At 72.1% G+C, this 17,894-nt stretch carries 19 protein-coding genes; 11 read left to right on the forward strand and 8 right to left on the reverse strand.

The features are described 5' to 3' along the window. Positions 1–9: 9 nt before the first annotated feature. Genes KK617_RS07175 through KK617_RS07185 form a run of 3 tightly spaced genes read left to right on the forward strand, consistent with a single transcriptional unit; the run spans position 10 to position 2,416 of the window. Positions 10–288: an Lrp/AsnC ligand binding domain-containing protein gene (locus KK617_RS07175; RefSeq protein ID WP_277499099.1), complete on the forward strand. Its 279-nt coding sequence runs from the start codon at positions 10–12 to the stop codon at positions 286–288. Positions 289–291: 3 nt separating this feature from the next. Further along, positions 292–1,728: a transglutaminaseTgpA domain-containing protein gene (locus KK617_RS07180; RefSeq protein WP_277499100.1), complete on the forward strand. Its 1,437-nt coding sequence runs from the start codon at positions 292–294 to the stop codon at positions 1,726–1,728. Positions 1,729–1,780: 52 nt separating this feature from the next. Beyond that, positions 1,781–2,416: a hypothetical protein gene (locus KK617_RS07185; protein WP_277499102.1), complete on the forward strand. Its 636-nt coding sequence runs from the start codon at positions 1,781–1,783 to the stop codon at positions 2,414–2,416. A gap of 31 nt (positions 2,417–2,447) precedes the next feature. Here the strand turns inward: KK617_RS07185 and trpD are convergent, their stop codons facing one another. Further along, positions 2,448–3,482 carry an anthranilate phosphoribosyltransferase gene (gene trpD, locus KK617_RS07190; protein WP_277499104.1) on the reverse strand — a complete coding sequence of 345 codons (1,035 nt, stop codon included), beginning with the start codon at positions 3,480–3,482 and terminating at the stop codon, positions 2,448–2,450. Positions 3,483–3,488: 6 nt separating this feature from the next. Next, complete coding sequence (locus KK617_RS07195) at positions 3,489–3,935, reverse strand: hypothetical protein (protein WP_277499105.1); 447 nt, start codon at positions 3,933–3,935, stop codon at positions 3,489–3,491. A 195-nt stretch (positions 3,936–4,130) separates the two neighbouring features. On the opposite strand from KK617_RS07195, the gene KK617_RS07200 reads away from it, so the two are divergent. From KK617_RS07200 to KK617_RS07220, 5 genes are all read left to right on the forward strand, one after another. Beyond that, on the forward strand, positions 4,131–4,754 hold the full coding sequence (locus KK617_RS07200; protein ID WP_277499166.1) for a heme-copper oxidase subunit III: 624 nt from the start codon (positions 4,131–4,133) through the stop codon (positions 4,752–4,754). Between the two features lie 73 nt (positions 4,755–4,827). Further along, positions 4,828–5,709, forward strand: a complete 882-nt coding sequence (locus KK617_RS07205) for a cytochrome c (protein WP_277499106.1) — start codon at positions 4,828–4,830, stop codon at positions 5,707–5,709. Further along, positions 5,706–6,812 carry a Rieske 2Fe-2S domain-containing protein gene (locus KK617_RS07210; protein WP_277499107.1) on the forward strand — a complete coding sequence of 369 codons (1,107 nt, stop codon included), beginning with the start codon at positions 5,706–5,708 and terminating at the stop codon, positions 6,810–6,812. The genes KK617_RS07205 and KK617_RS07210 overlap by 4 nt, the downstream gene beginning before the upstream one ends. 2 nt (positions 6,813–6,814) lie before the next feature. Continuing rightward, on the forward strand, positions 6,815–8,530 hold the full coding sequence (locus KK617_RS07215) for a cytochrome bc complex cytochrome b subunit (RefSeq protein ID WP_277499108.1): 1,716 nt from the start codon (positions 6,815–6,817) through the stop codon (positions 8,528–8,530). 29 nt (positions 8,531–8,559) lie between these two features. Beyond that, positions 8,560–9,861 carry a hypothetical protein gene (locus KK617_RS07220; RefSeq protein WP_277499110.1) on the forward strand — a complete coding sequence of 434 codons (1,302 nt, stop codon included), beginning with the start codon at positions 8,560–8,562 and terminating at the stop codon, positions 9,859–9,861. Positions 9,862–9,883: 22 nt separating this feature from the next. Here KK617_RS07220 and KK617_RS07225 read toward each other — a convergent pair whose 3' ends face one another. The 4 genes from KK617_RS07225 to coxB all read right to left on the reverse strand — a co-directional run bounded on the left by KK617_RS07225 (position 9,884) and on the right by coxB (position 14,344). Next, positions 9,884–11,107, reverse strand: a complete 1,224-nt coding sequence (locus KK617_RS07225) for an Ig-like domain-containing protein (protein WP_277499112.1) — start codon at positions 11,105–11,107, stop codon at positions 9,884–9,886. Positions 11,108–11,238: 131 nt separating this feature from the next. After that, entirely contained in the window at positions 11,239–11,661 is a 423-nt protein-coding gene (locus KK617_RS07230; protein WP_346812910.1) for a cytochrome c oxidase subunit 4, read from the reverse strand. Then, on the reverse strand, positions 11,658–13,418 hold the full coding sequence (gene ctaD / locus KK617_RS07235; protein WP_277499114.1) for a cytochrome c oxidase subunit I: 1,761 nt from the start codon (positions 13,416–13,418) through the stop codon (positions 11,658–11,660). Before ctaD ends, KK617_RS07230 begins: the two co-directional genes overlap by 4 nt. Next, entirely contained in the window at positions 13,415–14,344 is a 930-nt protein-coding gene (coxB, locus tag KK617_RS07240; protein ID WP_277499116.1) for a cytochrome c oxidase subunit II, read from the reverse strand. The genes ctaD and coxB overlap by 4 nt, the downstream gene beginning before the upstream one ends. Positions 14,345–14,462: 118 nt before the next feature. Here coxB and KK617_RS07245 point away from each other — a divergent pair, with 118 nt between their 5' ends. Both KK617_RS07245 and KK617_RS07250 read left to right on the forward strand, forming a co-directional pair. Next, positions 14,463–15,725, forward strand: coding sequence for an aminotransferase class V-fold PLP-dependent enzyme (locus KK617_RS07245; protein WP_277499118.1), 1,263 nt, complete (start codon positions 14,463–14,465; stop codon positions 15,723–15,725). Beyond that, positions 15,722–15,946: a sulfurtransferase TusA family protein gene (locus KK617_RS07250; protein WP_277499119.1), complete on the forward strand. Its 225-nt coding sequence runs from the start codon at positions 15,722–15,724 to the stop codon at positions 15,944–15,946. Before KK617_RS07245 ends, KK617_RS07250 begins: the two co-directional genes overlap by 4 nt. A 22-nt stretch (positions 15,947–15,968) precedes the next feature. Here KK617_RS07250 and KK617_RS07255 read toward each other — a convergent pair whose 3' ends face one another. Beyond that, the gene (locus KK617_RS07255) at positions 15,969–16,955 is read right to left on the reverse strand and encodes a carbohydrate kinase family protein (RefSeq protein WP_277499120.1); all 987 of its coding nucleotides are present in this window, start codon (positions 16,953–16,955) and stop codon (positions 15,969–15,971) included. Between the two features lie 129 nt (positions 16,956–17,084). Between KK617_RS07255 and KK617_RS07260 the strand changes: the two genes are divergently transcribed. Further along, a complete protein-coding gene (locus tag KK617_RS07260; RefSeq protein ID WP_277499123.1) occupies positions 17,085–17,333 on the forward strand; it encodes a hypothetical protein in 249 nt (82 codons plus the stop codon). Positions 17,334–17,451: 118 nt separating this feature from the next. Here KK617_RS07260 and erpA read toward each other — a convergent pair whose 3' ends face one another. Continuing rightward, positions 17,452–17,820, reverse strand: a complete 369-nt coding sequence (gene erpA, locus KK617_RS07265) for an iron-sulfur cluster insertion protein ErpA (RefSeq protein WP_277499125.1) — start codon at positions 17,818–17,820, stop codon at positions 17,452–17,454. Positions 17,821–17,894 lie beyond the last annotated feature (74 nt).

Genomic DNA, 17,894 nt, shown 5'->3' on the forward strand with positions numbered 1-17,894 from the left:
TCACCGGCCATGATCACGGCCATCGTCTTCGTCAACGCCGAGGTGGACCGCATCCCCGAGGTGGCCGAGGCGATAGCAGCGCTCGAGGGCGTCAGCGAGGTCTACTCGGTGACCGGGCAGATCGACCTGATCGCGCTGGTCCGGGTGCGTCACCACGACGACATCGCGGCCGTCGTGGCCGACCGCCTCAACAAGGTCGACGGCGTGCTGTCGACCGAGACCCACATCGCGTTCCGGGCCTACTCGCGCCACGACCTCGAGTCGGCCTTCTCGCTCGGGCTGGACTGACCCGTGGCGCGGACCCCCGGGGCCGCGCCCGCGTGGTTCGGGCCGAGCGTCGGCCTCCTGCTGCTCCTCGCCGGGCTCGCCCTGGTCGTGGCCGGCAGCCAGGGGCCGCTGCCGAACGACGACACCTACTTCCACCTGCGCTTCGGGCGGGAGTTCCTCGACGGCGCCTGGAGCCTGCGCTCGCCGGGCAGCGTCTCGACCTTCGCGACCCAGTCCTGGGTCCCGACCCAGTGGCTCCCCCAGGTCGCGATGGCCTGGCTGGAGCGGCACGGCGGGCTCGGGGCGGTCGCCGCCGCCTCAGGTGCGCTCGTCGTGGCCTACCTGGGCCTGCTGTGGGCGCTCGTGCGTCGCCACCTCGGGCCCGTCGCCGCCGCCGCCCTCGTGCTCGCCGTCATGCTCGCCAGCGCCGGGCACCTCACGGCACGCCCGCAGGTCATCAGCTACGTCCTGACCGCCTGGTTCACCGCCGCGTGGCTGCGGGCGGTCGCGGACCGGCGCGCGCCGTACCACCTCGTGCCCCTCACCTGGCTGTGGGTGACCTGCCACGGGATGTGGCCCGTCGGCCTCCTCGTCGGGGTGCTGGCCTGCGCGGGCGCGTGGCTCGACACCCGTGACGGGCGCACGGTCCTGCGCCTCGCCACCGTCCCGCTCGCCGGGGCGGTCGTCGCCGCCCTCACCCCCGTGGGGCCCGCGGCGTACGGCGCCGTCGTCGCCGTCGGCGGGCGCTCCGAGTTCTTCGCCGAGTGGGGGCCCACCGACTTCACCGTGCTCAGCCCGGCGGCGCTGGCCCTGCTCCTCGCCCTCCTGGTCGCGGTGCTGGCCCGTCGGCGGCGGCGCCCGTCCTGGACCACGTGCCTCCTCGCGCTCCTCGCCCTCGCCTGGGCGCTCTACTCGGCCCGCACCGTCCCCGTGAGCGCAGCCGTGCTCGCGCCCGTCCTGGCGCACGCGCTCCGGCGTACCGACCCCCACGACCCCGACGACCCCGACGAGCCGGGCCACGGCGCACCGAGCCGGCTCGAGCGGGCCGCCGGCGGCGCGGCGGTCGCGCTCGCGGTGGTCGCCGTGGTCGTGCTCGCCCTGCGCACGGCTGACGAGCCCGACGACGACCTCGCGTGGGCCGCGCCCGTGCTCGAGGCGCTGCCCGCCGGCACGGTCCTGCTCGACGACTGGGGCTCGGGCGGGTACCTCATGTGGCGCCACCCGCAGCTCGACCTCGTCATGCACGGGTACGGCGACACGTTCACGGTCGCCGAGCTGCGTCGCAACGCCGACATCACCGACGTGGAGCCGCGGTGGGACGAGATGGTGGCGGAGACCGGGGCGCGGTGGGCGCTCCTGCAGGAGGACTCGTCGCTGGGCTACGCGGTCGAGCGCGACCTCGGCTGGGAGCGCGTCGACGCCGGGGGGGACCACGTCCTGCTGCGCCACCCGGGTGAGTGAGTTCACAGCCACGACCCCGGTCCGGCGCGCAACACGCTCGTAACATTCCAGGGTGACGTGGCTTCTGGAGCACTGGCTCCCCCTCCTGGGCTGGACGGGCTCCGCGCTGCTGGTGTGCTCCATCCTCCAGACGCGGGTCCTGCGGTTCCGCGTGCTCAACGCCGCCGCCACCGTCACCCTCGCGGTCTTCAACCTCCTCATCGGCGTCTGGCCGATGGTGGCCATGAACGTGGTGCTGCTGGCCATCAACGTGTGGTTCCTCGCGCGCGTCCTGCGGCAGCCGGAGTCGCACCGCGACTTCACGGTGCTGGCCGTGGGCTCCGGTGACGCCTACCTCAACCACGTGCTGCGCGCCCACGACGTCGACATCCACCGCCACCAGCCCGACTTCGCGTGGAGCCCGTCGGACACAGACCGTCAGGCCTACCTGGTGCAGAAGGGCGACGAGACGGTCGGCGTGGTCGTGCTGCGCACCGACGGTGACGTGGCGCAGGTCGAGCTCGACTGGGTCACCCCGGGCTTCCGCGACTGCGCCGCCGGCGAGTACGTGTGGCTGCGCAGCGACATCCTGCGCCACCGCGGGATCCGGCACGTGATCACGCCGCCCAACATGAAGGACCCCTACTACGAGCGCCTCGGCTTCCGCCGCAACGGGCGCGCGTACGTGCTCGACCTCGCCTCGGTCTGACGCGCCCTCGGGTCGCTCCGGGCACCGGCCGTCAGCGGGAGGCCGCGACCCACTTCTCGAGCGTCGCGGCCGCAGCACCGGAGTCGATCGCGACCGCGGCGGCCTCCGTGCCGACCCGCAGCTGCTCGACGACGTCGTCCGTCGCCGGCGACTCCGCGTGCACGGCGAGCGCCGCGCCCGCGTTGAGCAGCACCGCGTCCCGCACCGGCCCCCGCTCGCCGGCGAGCACGCGGCGCACCACGTCGGCGTTGTGGTCGACGTCGCCGCCGCGCAGGTCCTCGGTGGTAGCGCGCGGCAGGTCGAGGTCGGCGGGGTCGACCGTGGCGGCCACGACCTCGCCGCCCCGCACGACCCAGACCCGCGACGTGGTCGTCGTGGTGAGCTCGTCGAGGCCGTCGTCACCGCGGAAGACCCACGCGTCGACGCCGCGGCGGGCGAAGACGCCGGCCATGACCGGGGCCATGGCCGGGTCGGCGCAGCCGATGGCCTGGGCCGCCGGGCGGGCCGGGTTGGTCAGGGGGCCGAGGAAGTTGAAGGTCGTGCCGATGCCGAGCTCGCGGCGGGCCACGGCGGCGTGCCGCATCGCGGGGTGGAAGGCGGCGGCGAAGCAGAAGGTGATGCCGACCTCGGTGGCGAGCTCGCCCACCCGCTCGGGGGCGAGGTCGAGGCGGACGCCGAGGGCCTCCAGCACGTCCGCGCTCCCCGACTTCGAGGAGGCGGAGCGGTTGCCGTGCTTGACGACCCGGGCGCCCGCACCGGCGGCCACGATGGCCGACATGGACGAGATGTTGACCGACATCGACCGGTCTCCGCCGGTGCCGACCACGTCGAGCAGGCGGCCGGGCACCTCCAGCCGGGTGCCGGCGGCCATCATCGCGTCCGCCAGACCGGCGACCTCGTCGATGGTCTCGCCCTTGGCGCGCAGCGCCACGGCGAACCCGGCGACCTGGGCCGGGGTGGCCTCCCCGGCCAGCACCTCCGCCATCGCCCAGGAGGCCTGGTCGGGCGTCAGGTCACGCCGGGCGACGAGCGCGGAGAGGACCTCGGGCCAGCTGTGGGTGCCCATCGCGGGTCAGCGGGCGGCGACGGCCGGGCGCCCGCGCAGCAGGCCGGCGACCGTCTCGGCGAGCAGGACCGGGTCGAGCGGGTGGGGCACCGCCGCCTCGGCGCGCGACCACGTCGCGAGCCACGCGTCCTGGGGGCGGCCGGTCAGCACGAGCACGGGCGGGCACGCGTAGATCTCGTCCTTCAGCTCCTTCGCGATCCCCATGCCGCCGGCGGGCACGGCCTCGCCGTCGAGGACGGCGAGGTCGATCCGGCCGGTGTCCAGCTGCTGGCGCACCACGGCGGCGGTCGCCACCTCGACGTACTCCAGCTCGGGGAGGTCGGGGTGCACCCGGCGACCCAGCGCGAGCACGACCTGCTCCCTCGTGCGCACGTCGTCGCTGTAGACCAGCACGCGCAGCCGGGTCGCGCCGGGCCCGTGGCCCTCGGTCGAGGCAGTCGTCGTCGCGCTCACTCGCGCGATGCTACCCGCTGCCGACGGGGCCCGCAGGGGGCCCGCCGGGCGCCCGCCGGGCGCCCGATCCCCAGCGGCCCCGAGGCGTCTACGACGCTGCGTAAGACTTCTTCCGGGGGGTGGGGTCACAAGCCTCGGTGGACAGGACATAATGACCGCGTGGCGACAGCAACTGCAGCGATCCCGGCCTCCCGTCTGCGTGGGCAGCACGGCCGGCCCGACATGGTCAGCGTCGGAACGATCATCTGGCTCTCCAGCGAGCTGATGTTCTTCGCGGCGCTGTTCGCGGCGTACTTCACGATCCGTGCCGCGGAGCCCGGCCTGTGGGCCGAAGAGACCCAGCACCTGAACGTGACGTTCGCCTTCGCGAACACCGCGATCCTCGTGCTGTCGTCCTTCACCTGCCAGTGGGGCGTGTTCGCCGTCGAGCGCACCGCCGCCCAGGGCGGCCCGAAGGTCGGCCGCAGCGGCAAGGTCTGGCAGGTCGGCCAGTGGGGCATGCGTGAGTGGTTCATCCTCACGTACGTCATGGGCGCCGTCTTCCTCGCCGGCCAGGCGCTGGAGTACGCCGAGCTCGTCCACGCCGGACTGACGCTGCAGAGCTCCGCCTACGGCTCGATGTTCTACCTGACGACCGGGTTCCACGGGATCCACGTCGCCGGTGGCCTCGTCGCCTTCCTCCTCGTCCTGGGCCGCACGTTCATCGCGCGCCGCTTCACCCACGAGCAGGCGGTCTCGGCGATCGTCGTGTCGTACTACTGGCACTTCGTCGACGTCGTGTGGATCGGCCTCTTCGCCACCATCTACTGGATCCAGTGACCCACCGGTCACCGACCCCTCCCCCGACCCACCGCACGACCGAATCGTCCGGACCAGAACAAGGGACATCACGTTGCGTTTCCTGAACCGATCCGCCGGCCGGCTCTCCCGCCACCGCCGGGGCCCGCTCGCGGGCCTCGTCGTGCTGCTGCTCGGCCTCGTCCTGACGGGCACGGCGTACGCCGCGTTCGCGCCCGCCGGTCAGGCCGAGGAGGCCGCTGACAACGCGGAGCTCGTCGAGCAGGGCCGTGAGCTCTTCCTCGTCGGCTGCGCCACGTGCCACGGCCAGAACGGCGAAGGCGTGCTCGACGTCAACGGCAACCAGCTCGGCCCCTCGCTGCAGGGCGTGGGCGCCGCCTCCGTCGACTTCCAGGTGGGCACCGGCCGCATGCCGATGGTCCAGCCCGGCCAGCAGAACCCGAGCAAGAACGTCGCCTACTCCGACGAGGAGATCGAGGCGCTCGCCGCCTTCGTCGCCTCCCTGGGCCCCGGCCCGGGCATCCCGGAGGAGGAGCAGTACTCGAGCGACTACCTCGACAGCCTCAGCGCGGAGGAGCGCGACGCCGCCATCAACCGCGGCCAGCAGATCTTCCTCACGAACTGCACGGCGTGCCACAACTTCAACGGCCGCGGTGGCGCCATGCCGCGCGGCGGTTACGCCCCGGGCCTGCGCGAGACGAGCGAGAAGCACATCTACGAGGCCATGCTCACCGGCCCCGGCCAGATGGACGTCTTCTCCGACGGCAACATCCCGCCGGAGAACAAGCGCGAGGTCATCGCGTTCCTCACGACCCTCGAGGAGGAGCCCCAGCAGGGCGGCTTCAGCCTCGGCGGTCTCGGCCCCGTGAGCGAGGGCCTCTTCGCGTGGCTGCTCGGCATCGGCGGCCTCGTCGGCTTCGCCGTGTGGATCGCGGCGCACACCACTCGCACCCAGAAGGGCAAGGGACAGGCGTGAGCGAGCACGACAACCTCCCGGCGCAGCAGGGCGGCACGGACACCACGCCCACCTCGCGCCCGCTCGAGGACCAGGCCCCCGGCCTGCCGGCGCACCTGTGGCGCCCCACCGACGTGGACCGCAAGGCCGAGAAGCGCGCCGAGCGCCAGGTCGCCGCGTTCTTCGTCTTCTCGATGATCTGCGCGGTCCTCTTCGTGGTCGCCTACTTCGCCTTCTCCATCGGCGACGAGATGGACACGTTCCTGGGCCTCGGCGCCTCGAACCTGTTCCTCGGCCTCACGCTCGGCGGCGTCATGCTGGGCATCGGCGTCGGCGTCATCCACTGGGCCCGCAAGCTGATGGCGGACGAGGAGATCTCCGAGCTGCGCCACCCGGCCAGCTCGTCGGCGGAGGACCGCGACACGACGCTCGCCGCGCTGAACGCCGGCCTCGACGAGTCGGGCATCGGTCGCCGCCCGCTCATCCGCAACACCCTCCTGGGCGCGCTGGGTCTCGCGGGCGTGCCTCTCGTGGTGGCCTTCCGCGACCTCGGACCGAACGACATGAGCCCCGCGCAGCTCGAGAAGACGTTCTGGATGCCGGGCATGTACGTCGTGCGCGACGTCGTCGGCACGCGCATCAACAAGGCGGACCTCCAGATCGGTGACCTCGTCAACGGCGAGCCCGAGGGTCTCGTCGCGGACAGCGAGGGCCACCTGCCGCCGCCGCTCGACGCCAACGGCGAGGAGCTGCGCCCGGCGCTGGAGCACGAGCGCCTCAACATCGAGAAGACCAAGGCTGCGGTCATCCTGCTCCGCATGTCCCCCGGTGACATCGTCCGCGCTCCCGACCGGGAGAACTGGGACGTCGACGGGATCGTCTGCTACTCCAAGATCTGCACGCACGTCGGGTGCCCCATCGCGCTCAACGAGCAGCAGACCCACCACCTGCTGTGCCCCTGCCACCAGTCCACGTTCGACCTCGCCGACAGCGGCAAGGTCATCTTCGGGCCGGCGGGCCACGCGCTCCCCCAGATGCACCTGGCGGAGGACGAGGACGGCTTCCTGTACGCCGTGGACGACTTCAGCGAACCCGTCGGACCGAGCTACTGGGAGCGTGGCTGACCATGAGCACGACGTCCAAGGTCGCCTCGACGAACGGCGCCACCGCCGTCGCCGGGGGCAAGCCGTCGAGGATCGGTGCCGGGGCCCAGTGGGCCGACGAGCGCCTGGGCCTCGCGGGACTGGCCAAGAAGAACCTCCGCAAGGTCTTCCCGGACCACTGGTCCTTCATGCTCGGCGAGATCGCTCTGTGGAGCTTCGTCGTCCTGCTGCTCACCGGCGTCTTCCTGACCTTCTGGTTCAACCCCAGCATGGTCGAGGTCGAGTACCAGGGTTCCTACGCCCCGCTGCGCGGCAGCTACGTGTCGGAGGCCTTCAACTCCTCGATGCACATCTCGTTCGAGGTCCGCGGCGGTCTGCTGGTGCGCCAGATGCACCACTGGGCGGCGCACCTGTTCATCGCCTCGATGATGATCCACATGATGCGCGTGTTCTTCACGGGCGCGCACCGCAAGCCCCGCGAGCTCAACTGGGTGATCGGCTCGCTGCTGCTCCTCATCGGCACGCTCGAGGGCTTCACGGGCTACTCGCTCCCCGACGACCTGCTGTCGGGCACGGGCGTCCGGGCCGCCGACGGCTTCATCAAGTCCATCCCCGTGGTCGGCACGTACGGCTCGTTCCTGCTCTTCGGTGACGAGTTCCCGGGCACCGCGATCATCCCGCGGCTCTACATCATCCACGTGCTGCTGATCCCCGGCGTGCTGCTGGCCCTCGTGGCCGCGCACATGCTGCTGCTCGTCTACCACAAGCACACGCAGTGGCCCGGCCCCGGCCGCACCGAGGGCAACGTCGTGGGCTTCCCCATGCTCCCGGTGTACGCCGCGAAGGCCGGCGGGTTCTTCTTCATCGTCTTCGGCGTCACCGCGGTCATGGGTGCGTTGATGACGATCAACCCGATCTGGATGTACGGGCCGTACGACCCGTCCAAGGTGACGGCCGGCTCGCAGCCTGACTGGTACATGGGCTGGCCCGACGGCCTGCTGCGCATCATGCCGGGCTGGGAGTTCGAGTTCTGGGGCGTCACGTTCCCGTTCAACGTCTTCCTGCCGATCATCGTGGTGCCCGGCGTGATGTGGACGATCCTGCTGCTGCTCCCGTTCATCGAGAACTGGATCACCGGCGACAAGCGGGAGCACCACCTGCTCCAGCGACCGCGGGACGCTCCGACGCGCACGGCGCTGATGGTGTCGCTCATGACCTTCTACGCCATGGCGTGGATCGCGGGCGGCAACGACATCATCGCCATCCGGTTCGACCTGTCGATCAACCAGATCACGTACTTCCTGCGGGCAGCCATCTTCATCGGACCGCTGATCGCCTTCATGATCACGCGTCGCTGGTGCATCTCGCTGCAGCGGCACGCGAAGGAACAGGCGCTGCACGGCTACGAGACCGGCATCATCGAGCGCTCGCCCGACGGTGCCTACTCGGAGCGCCACCAGCCCCTGCCGGCGGCGAAGCAGCTGGTCATCACCGGTCGTGAGGGCGACCGGCTGCCGGAGCTCGAGCCGGGCACGGACGCCAACGGCGTGCGCAAGCCCGGGTCGCGCACCGACGGTCTCCGCGGCCGCCTCAGCAAGCTGTGGTTCGCCGACAACGTCCAGCCGCCGACCCAGGCGGAGATCGACGAGGCGCACCACCACCACGACGGTGCGCACGAGCTCGGGGCGGGGTCCTCCGCGGACGACGACGACCACGTGACGCTGACCAAGGGTCACTGAGTCCCGGCACCCGCCGCGACCCTCCGCCCTTGACGACGGACGACGCACGAGCGTCCGGATCCTCCACGGATCCGGGCGCTCGTCGTCGTTCCGGGGCCGCGACGGGCGCCCCTCCCCTCCCCCGCCCCGCCCCGTCCGGTCCCGCGCCCGCGCGGTGGCCGTGGTGGCTGCCGCCGCTCCTCGTCGTCGCGCTGACGCGGCTCGTCGACGTCGTCGTGCTCTGGCAGCTCGGCCGGGAGCAGAGCGCCCTCGACGTCGGACAGGGCTTCTACCTGCTCGAGCCCGTGCCTGCCGCCCCGGGGTACGGCGACCTCGCCAGCAACTGGGACGGGCAGTGGTACCGCACCATCGCGGAGGACGGCTATCCCACCGACCTCCCCCGCTACGAGGGCAAGGTGCAGCAGAACCCCTGGGCCTTCTTCCCGCTGTTCCCGTTCGCGACGCGACTGCTGATGGCGCTCACGGGCCTGTCGTTCGGTCTGGCCGCCGCCGTCCTCGGCATCGTGGCCTCCACGGTCGCGCTCTGCCTCCTGCACCGGATGGTCGCGCGTCGGGCGGGCGCGTACGTCGGGCTGCTCACCACCGCCGCGCTCAGCGTCAGTCCCGCCGGCGCGGTCCTCGTCACCGGCTACTCCGAGGCCGTCAGCCTCCTCGTGCTCGTGCTCGTGCTGGACGCCCTCTCCCGGCGCCGCTACGGCCTGGTGGTGCTGGGGGCCGTGGTCCTCGGTTTCACCCGCCCCATCGCCCTGGCCCTCGTGCCCGTCGTCCTGGTCCACGCCGCGCTGCGCTGGCGCGCCGAGGGCCCCCTCCCCCGCGCCGAGGTGGTCCGGCTGGCCGTGACCGCCGCAGCGGCGACCGCGGCCTTCGGCCTGTGGCCGCTGACGGCCGCGGTGGTCACGGGCGAGCCCGACGCCTACCTGAGCACGCAGGCCGCCTGGGTGCTCACCGACGAGCGCAGCTGGCAGACCTGGGCGGCCCTGCTGCTGGGCTCGGGGGGCGTGGGCCCGGCGGTCGACGTCGCCGTGGTCCTGGCGGTCGTCCTGGCGATCGTCCTGCAGCCCGCTGCCCGGGTCTGGGCGCCGGAGCTGCGGGCGTGGGTGCTGTCGTACGGCGCGTTCCTGCTGCTGACGACCCGGCCCACGCCGAGCATCACCCGCTACGCCCTGTTCCTGCTCGTGGTGTGGTGGCCGTTCCCCACCCTGGGACGCACGTGGCACCGCGCGGCGCAGGCCCTGGTGCTCGTCGGGGTCCTGGCGCTGGGGTTCGCCCTGCAGCACGAGTGGCTGCGCACCCACTACGTGCTCTCCCCCGAGCGGCTCGCGTACCCCTGACGGGACGCATCCCCGCGACGCGTCAGAGGGCCGAGCCGGCGGCGTACTCCTCGGGGGTCGCGTTCCAGTCGCCGAACCCGTTCTCCATCGTCATCCGGCGGTCCGTGCCCGTGACCTCGACGACGTCGCCGCGGCGGGTGTTCTCGTAGACCCAGGCCGCGTCCTGCGTGGCCATCCCGACACAGCCGTGGCTGACGTTGGCCACGCCCTGCGAGCCGGACGACCACGGGGCGGCGTGGAGGAACTCCCCCGAGTTGGTGACGCGCAGCGCGTACTCGACGTCCTCGATGTTGTAGTACTCCGGGTCGTCGGGGCTGATGCCGGTCGTCGCCGCGTCCATCGTCTTGGTGCGGAACTTCTCCATCACGACCTTCACGCCGGAGCGCGTCTCGAACCCGGGCTTGCCGGCGCTGATGGGCATCCGGCGCGCCTGCGCGCCGTCGATCACCGTCGTCATGGTGTGGGTCGCCGCGTCGACGCGGTGGATCACCGAGCGGCCGACGCGGAAGGTCACGGAGCGGCTCTCCTGGCCGTAGATGCCGCCCCCGGCCGGCACGCCGTTCACCGCCACGTCGACGGTGACCGTCGTACCGGGCTGCCAGTAGGCCTCGGGGCGCCAGCGGACCTGGGTGTCGTCGTACCAGTGCCACGACCCGGGCTGGGCCGGCTCGCTGGTGACGCTCATGTGCCGCTCGAAGGAGGCCCGGTCGGTCACGGGCAGGTCGAAGGACACGACCACCGGCATGCCGACGCCGACCTCCTCGTCGGCGAGCGGGGCGATGGAGGGGAAGGTCTGCTCGTCGAGCGAGAGCGCCACGGTCGAGAACGGCACCTCCGCCGTCGCCTCGCCGCCGCCGTCGCTGCGGGCGCTGGCCCGCAGCAGGTACGACGTACCCGGGTCGAGCAGGGCCGTGGCGGCCCAGCTCAGGCCGTCCTCGAGCACCTCGCCGGGCACCTCGGCGCCCTCCACCGTCGTGACGGTGACGGAGGCCAGCCGGCCGCCCTGCGCCTCCACGCGGAGGAGGTGGTCGACCGGCACCTCCTCGTCAGCGCCCACGCTCGTGACGATGGTGGGCACGGGGGCGGACGCGTCACCCGACGCGGCCGAGCCGCTGCCGGTGTCGTCGTCCGAGGTGCAGGCCGCCAGCGCACCACCGGCGACGGCGGCGATGCCGACAGCGCCGACGATCCGGACGAGGCTGCGCCGTCCCAGGTGCACCCCGCGGGGCGTGCGGAACTCCGACATCCCTCTCCCTCCGGCCCGGCCGAGCACCGGGCACCACGCGAAAAGCGCCCGTCGGGAGACCCGACGAGCGCTTTCCAGCGTAACCCCGGCGACCTCGCCCCTGCGGGAGCAGGGGCCGGACGCCCGGACGATCAGTGGGCGTGCACGCCCCGGTAGTACTCGAACACCCAGCCCGAGAGGGCGAGGATGCCGAGAGCGCACCCGATGATGAACAGCCACCAGCCGAAGATGACGCCGAGCACGCACACGCCGAAGGTCGACGCGGCCCACAGCGGCCACCAGGAGTACGGCGGGAAGAAGCCGAGCTCGCCCGCGCCCTCCACGATCTCGGCGTCCTTGCGGTCCTCCGGGCGCTCGTCGAGCTTGCGCGCCTGGAAGCCGAGGTACCAGGTCACCATGGCCGCCAGCAGGGTGGTCATGACCAGGGCGGACGTGCCGGTCCAGTCCCCGCCCTCGCCGCTGGCGTCGGTCACGAACCAGTACGCCGGCGAGACCAGGATGAGGAAGATGGTGCAGATCGCGAAGATCCAGACCTCCGCGCGCAGGGCCTTCACTTGTCGTCGTCCTTCCTGACGTCGACACCTCGGTCGTTGAGGAGCTCCTCACGACCCTGGGTGTCCGGGGCGTCGGCGAACCGACCCTGGTGCTCCGCGGCGTTCTGCTCGAGCTCGAGGGCGGCGATCTCCGGGTGGTGGAGGTCGAACGCCGGCGACTCCGAGCGGATGCGCGGGATGGAGTGGAAGTTGTGGCGCGGCGGCGGCGAGGACGTCGCCCACTCGAGCGAGCGGCCCCAGCCCCACGGGTCGTCCACCTCGACCTTCGGCCCCTTCGCGGAGACGTAGACGTTGTAGAAGAACGGCAGGAGCGACGCGCTCAGCACGAAGGCACCGATCGTGGAGATCTGGTTGAGCGTGGTGAAGCCGTCCTCGGCGAGGTAGTCGGCGTACCGGCGCGGCATGCCCTCGACACCCAGCCAGTGCTGGACGAGGAACGTCGTGTGGAAGCCGAAGAACAGCAGCCAGAAGTGCAGCTTGCCGAGGCGCTCGTCGAGCATGCGGCCCGTCATCTTCGGCCACCAGAAGTAGAAGCCGGCGAACATCGCGAACACGACCGTGCCGAACACGACGTAGTGGAAGTGCGCCACCACGAAGTAGGAGTCGGAGACGTGGAAGTCCAGCGGCGGGCTCGCGAGCAGGACGCCCGTCAGACCACCGAAGAGGAACGTCGTGAGGAAGCCGATCGACCACAGCATCGGGTTGTCGAAGGACAGGGACCCGCCCCACATCGTGCCGATCCAGTTGAAGAACTTCACGCCGGTCGGGACCGCGATGAGGAACGTCATGCCGGAGAAGAACGGCAGGTTGACCGCACCCGTGACGAACATGTGGTGGGCCCACACGGCGACCGAGAGGATCGCGATCGCCAGGGTCGCGCCGACCAGGCCGACGTAGCCGAAGATCGGCTTGCGGCTGAAGACCGGCAGGATCTCGGTGACGATGCCGAAGAACGGCAGGGCGATGATGTACACCTCTGGGTGCCCGAAGAACCAGAACAGGTGTTGCCACAGGATCGGGCCGCCGTGCGACGCGTCGAAGACGTGGGTGCCGATCGAGCGGTCCGCCTCCAGCATGAGGAGCGCGCCGGCCAGGATCGGGAAGGCGATGAGCACGAGCAGGCTCGTGATCAGGGTGTTCCACGTGAACAGCGACATCCGGAACATCGTCAGCCCGGGGGCGCGCATGCAGATGATGGTGGTGATGAAGTTGACCGCACCGAGGATGGTGCCGAGACCCGCCATGTAGAGGCCCATGATCCACATGTCACCGCCGACGCCCGGCGAGCGGACCTCGTTCGACAGCGGCACGTAGGCGAACCAGCCGAAGCTGGCGGCGCCGTTCGGCGTGAGGAAGCCCGCCGCGGCGATGAGGCCGCCGAACAGGAACAGCCAGTAGCTGAACATGTTGAGGCGCGGGAACGCCACGTCGGGTGCGCCGATCTGCAGCGGCATGATCACGTTGGCGAAGCCGAAGAACAGGGGCGTCGCGAAGAGCAGCAGCATGATCGTGCCGTGCATCGTGAACATCTGGTTGTAGACCTCGTCGTTCACGACCTGCTGGCCGGGGAACGCGAGCTCGGACCGGATGACGAGGGCCATCAGTCCGCCGATGCAGAACCAGGCGAACGAGGTGACCAGGTACATCTTGCCGATGAGCTTGTGGTCCGTCGTGGTCAGCAGACGCACGACGTTCTCGCCGAGAGGCTTCCTCCCGGGGACCACGGTCCCCGTCGTGGGAGCTTGTGTGGCGGTCACTCGTCGCCTCCGTTGGGGTCGTCGAAGTTGCGCAGCGAGGTGCGGGACTCGGTGCCACCGAGGATGGGCCCGTCGTCCGAGACGTCACCGGCCTCCACGAGGCCCTCTACGTACGCGTCGTAGTCCTCCGGGGACACGACCTCGACGTTGAAGAGCATGCGGGAGTGGTAGGTGCCGCAGAGCTCGGCGCACTTGCCCTTGAACACGCCCAGCTCGGTCGGGGTGACCTGGAAGCTGTTCGTGCGGCCCGGGACGACGTCCATCTTCATGAGGAAGCCCGGGATCCAGAAGTTGTGGACCACGTCGGGCGAGTGCAGGTTGAACCGCACCGTCTCGCCCTGCGGGAGAACGAGCGTGGGCAGCTGCGACGCGGTGCCCACCACGTACGCGTACTCGCCCTCGTCGACGCTCTCCTTGTCGGTGTCACCGACGCCGTCCGTGGGGTGGTTGAACGTCCACGACCACTGCTGGCCGACGATCTCGAGCGTCATGTCCGGCTCGGAGTCGTCGAGCACCGTGTTCTGCACGCTGACCGTGTGGAAGAAGAAGACGATCACCATCATGACCGGGGCGATCGTGTAGAAGATCTCGAGCGGCAAGTTGTACCGCGTCTGCACGGGCACCTCGTCGGCGCTGCGGCGGCGGAAGCGCACGACCACCCACAGGATGAGGCCCCACACGATGATGCCGGTGGCGAGCGCGGCGACCCACGACCAGATCCACAGGTCGGCGATGTACGGCGCCTCCTCCGTCGCCTGGCCGGGCAGGCCGAGGTGACGCAGCTGGTACTGGCTCTCCTCGGAGCACCCGGTGAGGACGAGGAGGGCGAGGCCGAGCGACGCGGCGAGCGCGGCGCGTCGGGGCTTGCCCGCGGCGGCGCCGCGGACAGTGCCGGCGCCGGACCGCCGGTGGAGTTGCAGACCCACGAACGAGCCTCTCTCTTGGACGATCACACGACGGGGGGAACTTTATCCGAATCACAGGGAGGAGCGACCCCCAGGGTCGCCTCACCTCCTACACAGCGTAGGACTAACGTCGGTACCCGTGGAAGGCGAGGAGCAGACACCCGCTCCCGGCGGCGCCGTGACGGGCCCCGGGGACCTCGGCGCGCCCCCGTCGGACGGGCCGCCGGCCCCGTCGGGCCCCCCGTCCGCGGCTCCCCCGCCCCCGTGGACCGACCTGGACGCCGCGTCGGCCCGCCCGCTGCACCCGGCCGCCCGTGCGGCGCTGCTCGCGGCGTACGAGCAGGGGTACGCCGACCCCCGCCGCCTGCACCACGGCGGCCGGCAGGCCCGCCGGCTGCTCGACGACGCACGCGAGGTGCTCGCCGGGTCCCTCGGCGTGCGTCCCGACGAGGTCACCTTCACCGGCTCGGGCACCGAGGCGGTCCACCGCGGCCTCCTCGGGCTGGCGCGCGGCCGGCGCCGCGCGGGCACCGTGCTCGCCCACTCCGCCGTCGAGCACTCCGCCGTCCTGCACGCCACCGACTGGGCCGTGCGGGACCTGGGCTGCTCCGCCCGACCCGTCGCGGTCGACGCGTCCGGACGGCTCGACCTCGACGCGCTGCGGGAGGCCCTGGCCCCGGGCGACGTCGCCGCCCTCGCCCTGCAGTCGGCCAACCACGAGGTCGGCACGACGCAGCCCGTCGCCGCGGCCGCCGAGCTCGCCGGGCTCGCGGGCCAGGTGCCCCTGCTCGTCGACGCGTGCGCGTCGGTGGGCTGGCAGCCGCTGCCCGCCGGGTGGGGCGTGGCGGCCGCGTCCGCGCACAAGTGGGGCGGGCCCGCCGGGGTCGGGGTGCTGCTGGTCCGCAAGGGCGTGCGCTGGCGCGACCCGTACCCCGCCGACGACCGCAGCGACCTGCGCGCGAGCGGGTTCGAGGACGTGCCCGGCGCCGTCGCCGCCGCGGCCGCGCTCCGGGCCGTCGTGTCCGAGGCCGAGCAGACCGGCGCACGGCTGCACCGGCTCGTCGACCGGGTACGCCGCGAGGTGGCCGCCCGCGTGCCGGACGTGGACGTCGTGGGCGACCCGGACGACCGGCTCCCCCACCTGCTGACCTTCTCGTGCCTCTACGTCGACGGCGAGGCCCTCGTCACCGAGCTCGACCGCGCCGGCTTCGGCGTGGGCAGCGGCTCCGCGTGCACCGCGTCGACCCACGAGCCCTCGCACGTGCTCGCGGCCATGGGTGCGCTCACCCACGGCAACGTCCGCCTCTCCCTGCACCCCGGTACGCCGGAGCACGAGGTCGAGCGCTTCCTCGACGTCCTGCCGGGCGTGGTCGCACGGCTGCGGGCGGAGGTGGGGATGTGACCGAGCTCGACTGCCGGGGGCTGCCGTGCCCGGCGCCGGTGCTGGCGCTCGCGAAGGCCGCGCGGGGACGGCCCGACGGGACGGAGCTCGCCGTGGTGGCCGACGACCCGGCGGCGCGCGTCGACGTGCCGGCGTGGTGCCGCATGCGGGGGCACCGGTTCCTCGGCGAGGACCGCGCGGCCGACGGGGTGGCCCGCTACCGCGTGGCGCTCGGCGCCTGAGGGGCCGGGCGCGGGACGTCGGTCAGGGGCGGAACGTCTGGAGGTGCGGCTCGACCTCGGCGACGGCCTCGGGACCGTAGGTGCCCTCGAGGCGCTCGAGGAACGCGGCGCGGCCGAGCGTGTACTCCTGCGTGCCGACCTGCTCCACGACGTACACGGCGAGCAGGCAGCCGACCTGCGCGGCCCGCTCGTGCTCGAGGTCCCAGCTGAGCGCGGCGAGGAAGCCGGCCCGGAACGCGTCGCCGACCCCGGTGGGCTCGACCTTCGCGATCTCGGGCACGGCGCCGACCACGACCGGCTCGGCGCCCTCCTGCTCGAGGCGCACCCCGTCGGGGCCGAGCGTGATCACCCAGGTGCCGACCCGCTCGAGGACCTCCTCGTGGGTCCAGCCGGTCTTGGAAACGATGAGCGCGGCCTCGTACTCGTTGGAGAAGAGGATGTCCGCGCCGTCGACGAGGGGGCGGATGAGGTCGCCGTCGCCGAAGGCGAGCTGCTGGGAGGGGTCGGCGACGAAGCGGTAGCCGCGCTGGCGGCACTCGTCGGTGTGGCGCTGCATCGCGGCCGGGTCGTTGGGGCCGACGAGCACGTAGTCGGGCGCGCCGACGCGCTCGACGATCGGCTGCAGCTCGATCTCGCGGGCCTCGCTCATCGCGCCGGCGTAGAACGTCGCGAACTGGGCCATCGCGGCGTCGTTGGTGCAGACGAAGCGCGCGGTGTGGCGCGTGTCGGAGACGTGCACCGAGTCGCAGTCCACGCCGTGGCGCTCCAGCCAGGAGCGGTAGTCGGCGAAGTCCTCGCCCACCGCGCCGACCAGGATCGGCCGCAGGCCGAGGTTGCCGAGGCCGAACGAGATGTTCGCGGCGCACCCGCCCCGTCGTACGTCGAGGTCGTCGACGAGGAAGGAGACCGACAGCTTGTCGAGCTGGTCGACGACGAGGGAGTCGGCGAACTTGCCCGAGAAGGTCATGAGGTGGTCGGTGGCGATGGATCCCGTGATGAGGAGCGACACGACGCCCGACCCTACGCGAGGCCCGGCGGAGCACCCAGCCCCCGTCCCGCGGCGTCGCGCGGCGCGGGCCCGGGACACTACCGTCAGGTAGCCCTGGGTCTACCCGGCGGTAGCGCCTACGTTCGCGACATGACCCCCGCCACGCCGTCCCCCCGCCCCGCCTACGCGGACCCCGCCGCCCCCGCCGACCTGGTCCAGGACTGCCGGGCGGCCACCCGCGAGCTGCGCCTCGACACCCCCGCCGCGCGCCTGGCCCGCGCGGCGCTGCGCCCCGCACCCTCGCTGGCGTACGACGACCAGCCCCGCGAGGTCCGCAAGCCCGAGATCGCCGTCAGCGCCGCCGCCGCGCGCCTGGCCTCCGCGATCTACCAGGACTGACACCCGCCGCCAGCCTCTCTCGGCGCCGGGGGCGCCGGGACGACGAAGGCCCCACCTCCGTGGAGGTGGGGCCTTCGTCGCGCTCGCGCTGGTCCGCCGGCGACCCGGCGGACGCGGCTCAGTGGAACGAGTCGCCGCAGGCGCAGGAGCCCGTCGCGTTCGGGTTGTCGATCGTGAAGCCCTGCTTCTCGATGGTGTCGACGAAGTCGATCTCGGCACCGTTGAGGTAGGGGACGCTCATGCGGTCGACGACCACGGTCACGCCGTCGAAGTCGGTGACGACGTCGCCGTCGAGGGTCCGCTCGTCGAAGAACAGCTGGTAGCGCAGGCCCGAGCAGCCACCGGGCTGCACCGAGATGCGGAGGGAGAGGTCGTCGCGACCCTCCTGCTCCAGCAGGCTCTTGACCTTGGACGCCGCGGTCGCGCTCAGGTTGATCTGGTCGGTGCGACGCTCGGTGGTCGTCTGGATGTCCACCTGCTCGGTCATGTGCACTCCCTGGAGGTTCGGCGGTTGTTCGTGCAGTGAGGTCAATGGTGACACACCCCTGCCGTATTCCCGAG

It is taken from the genome of Nocardioides sp. ChNu-99 (assembly GCF_029493445.1).
GTDB lineage: Bacteria > Actinomycetota > Actinomycetes > Propionibacteriales > Nocardioidaceae > Nocardioides.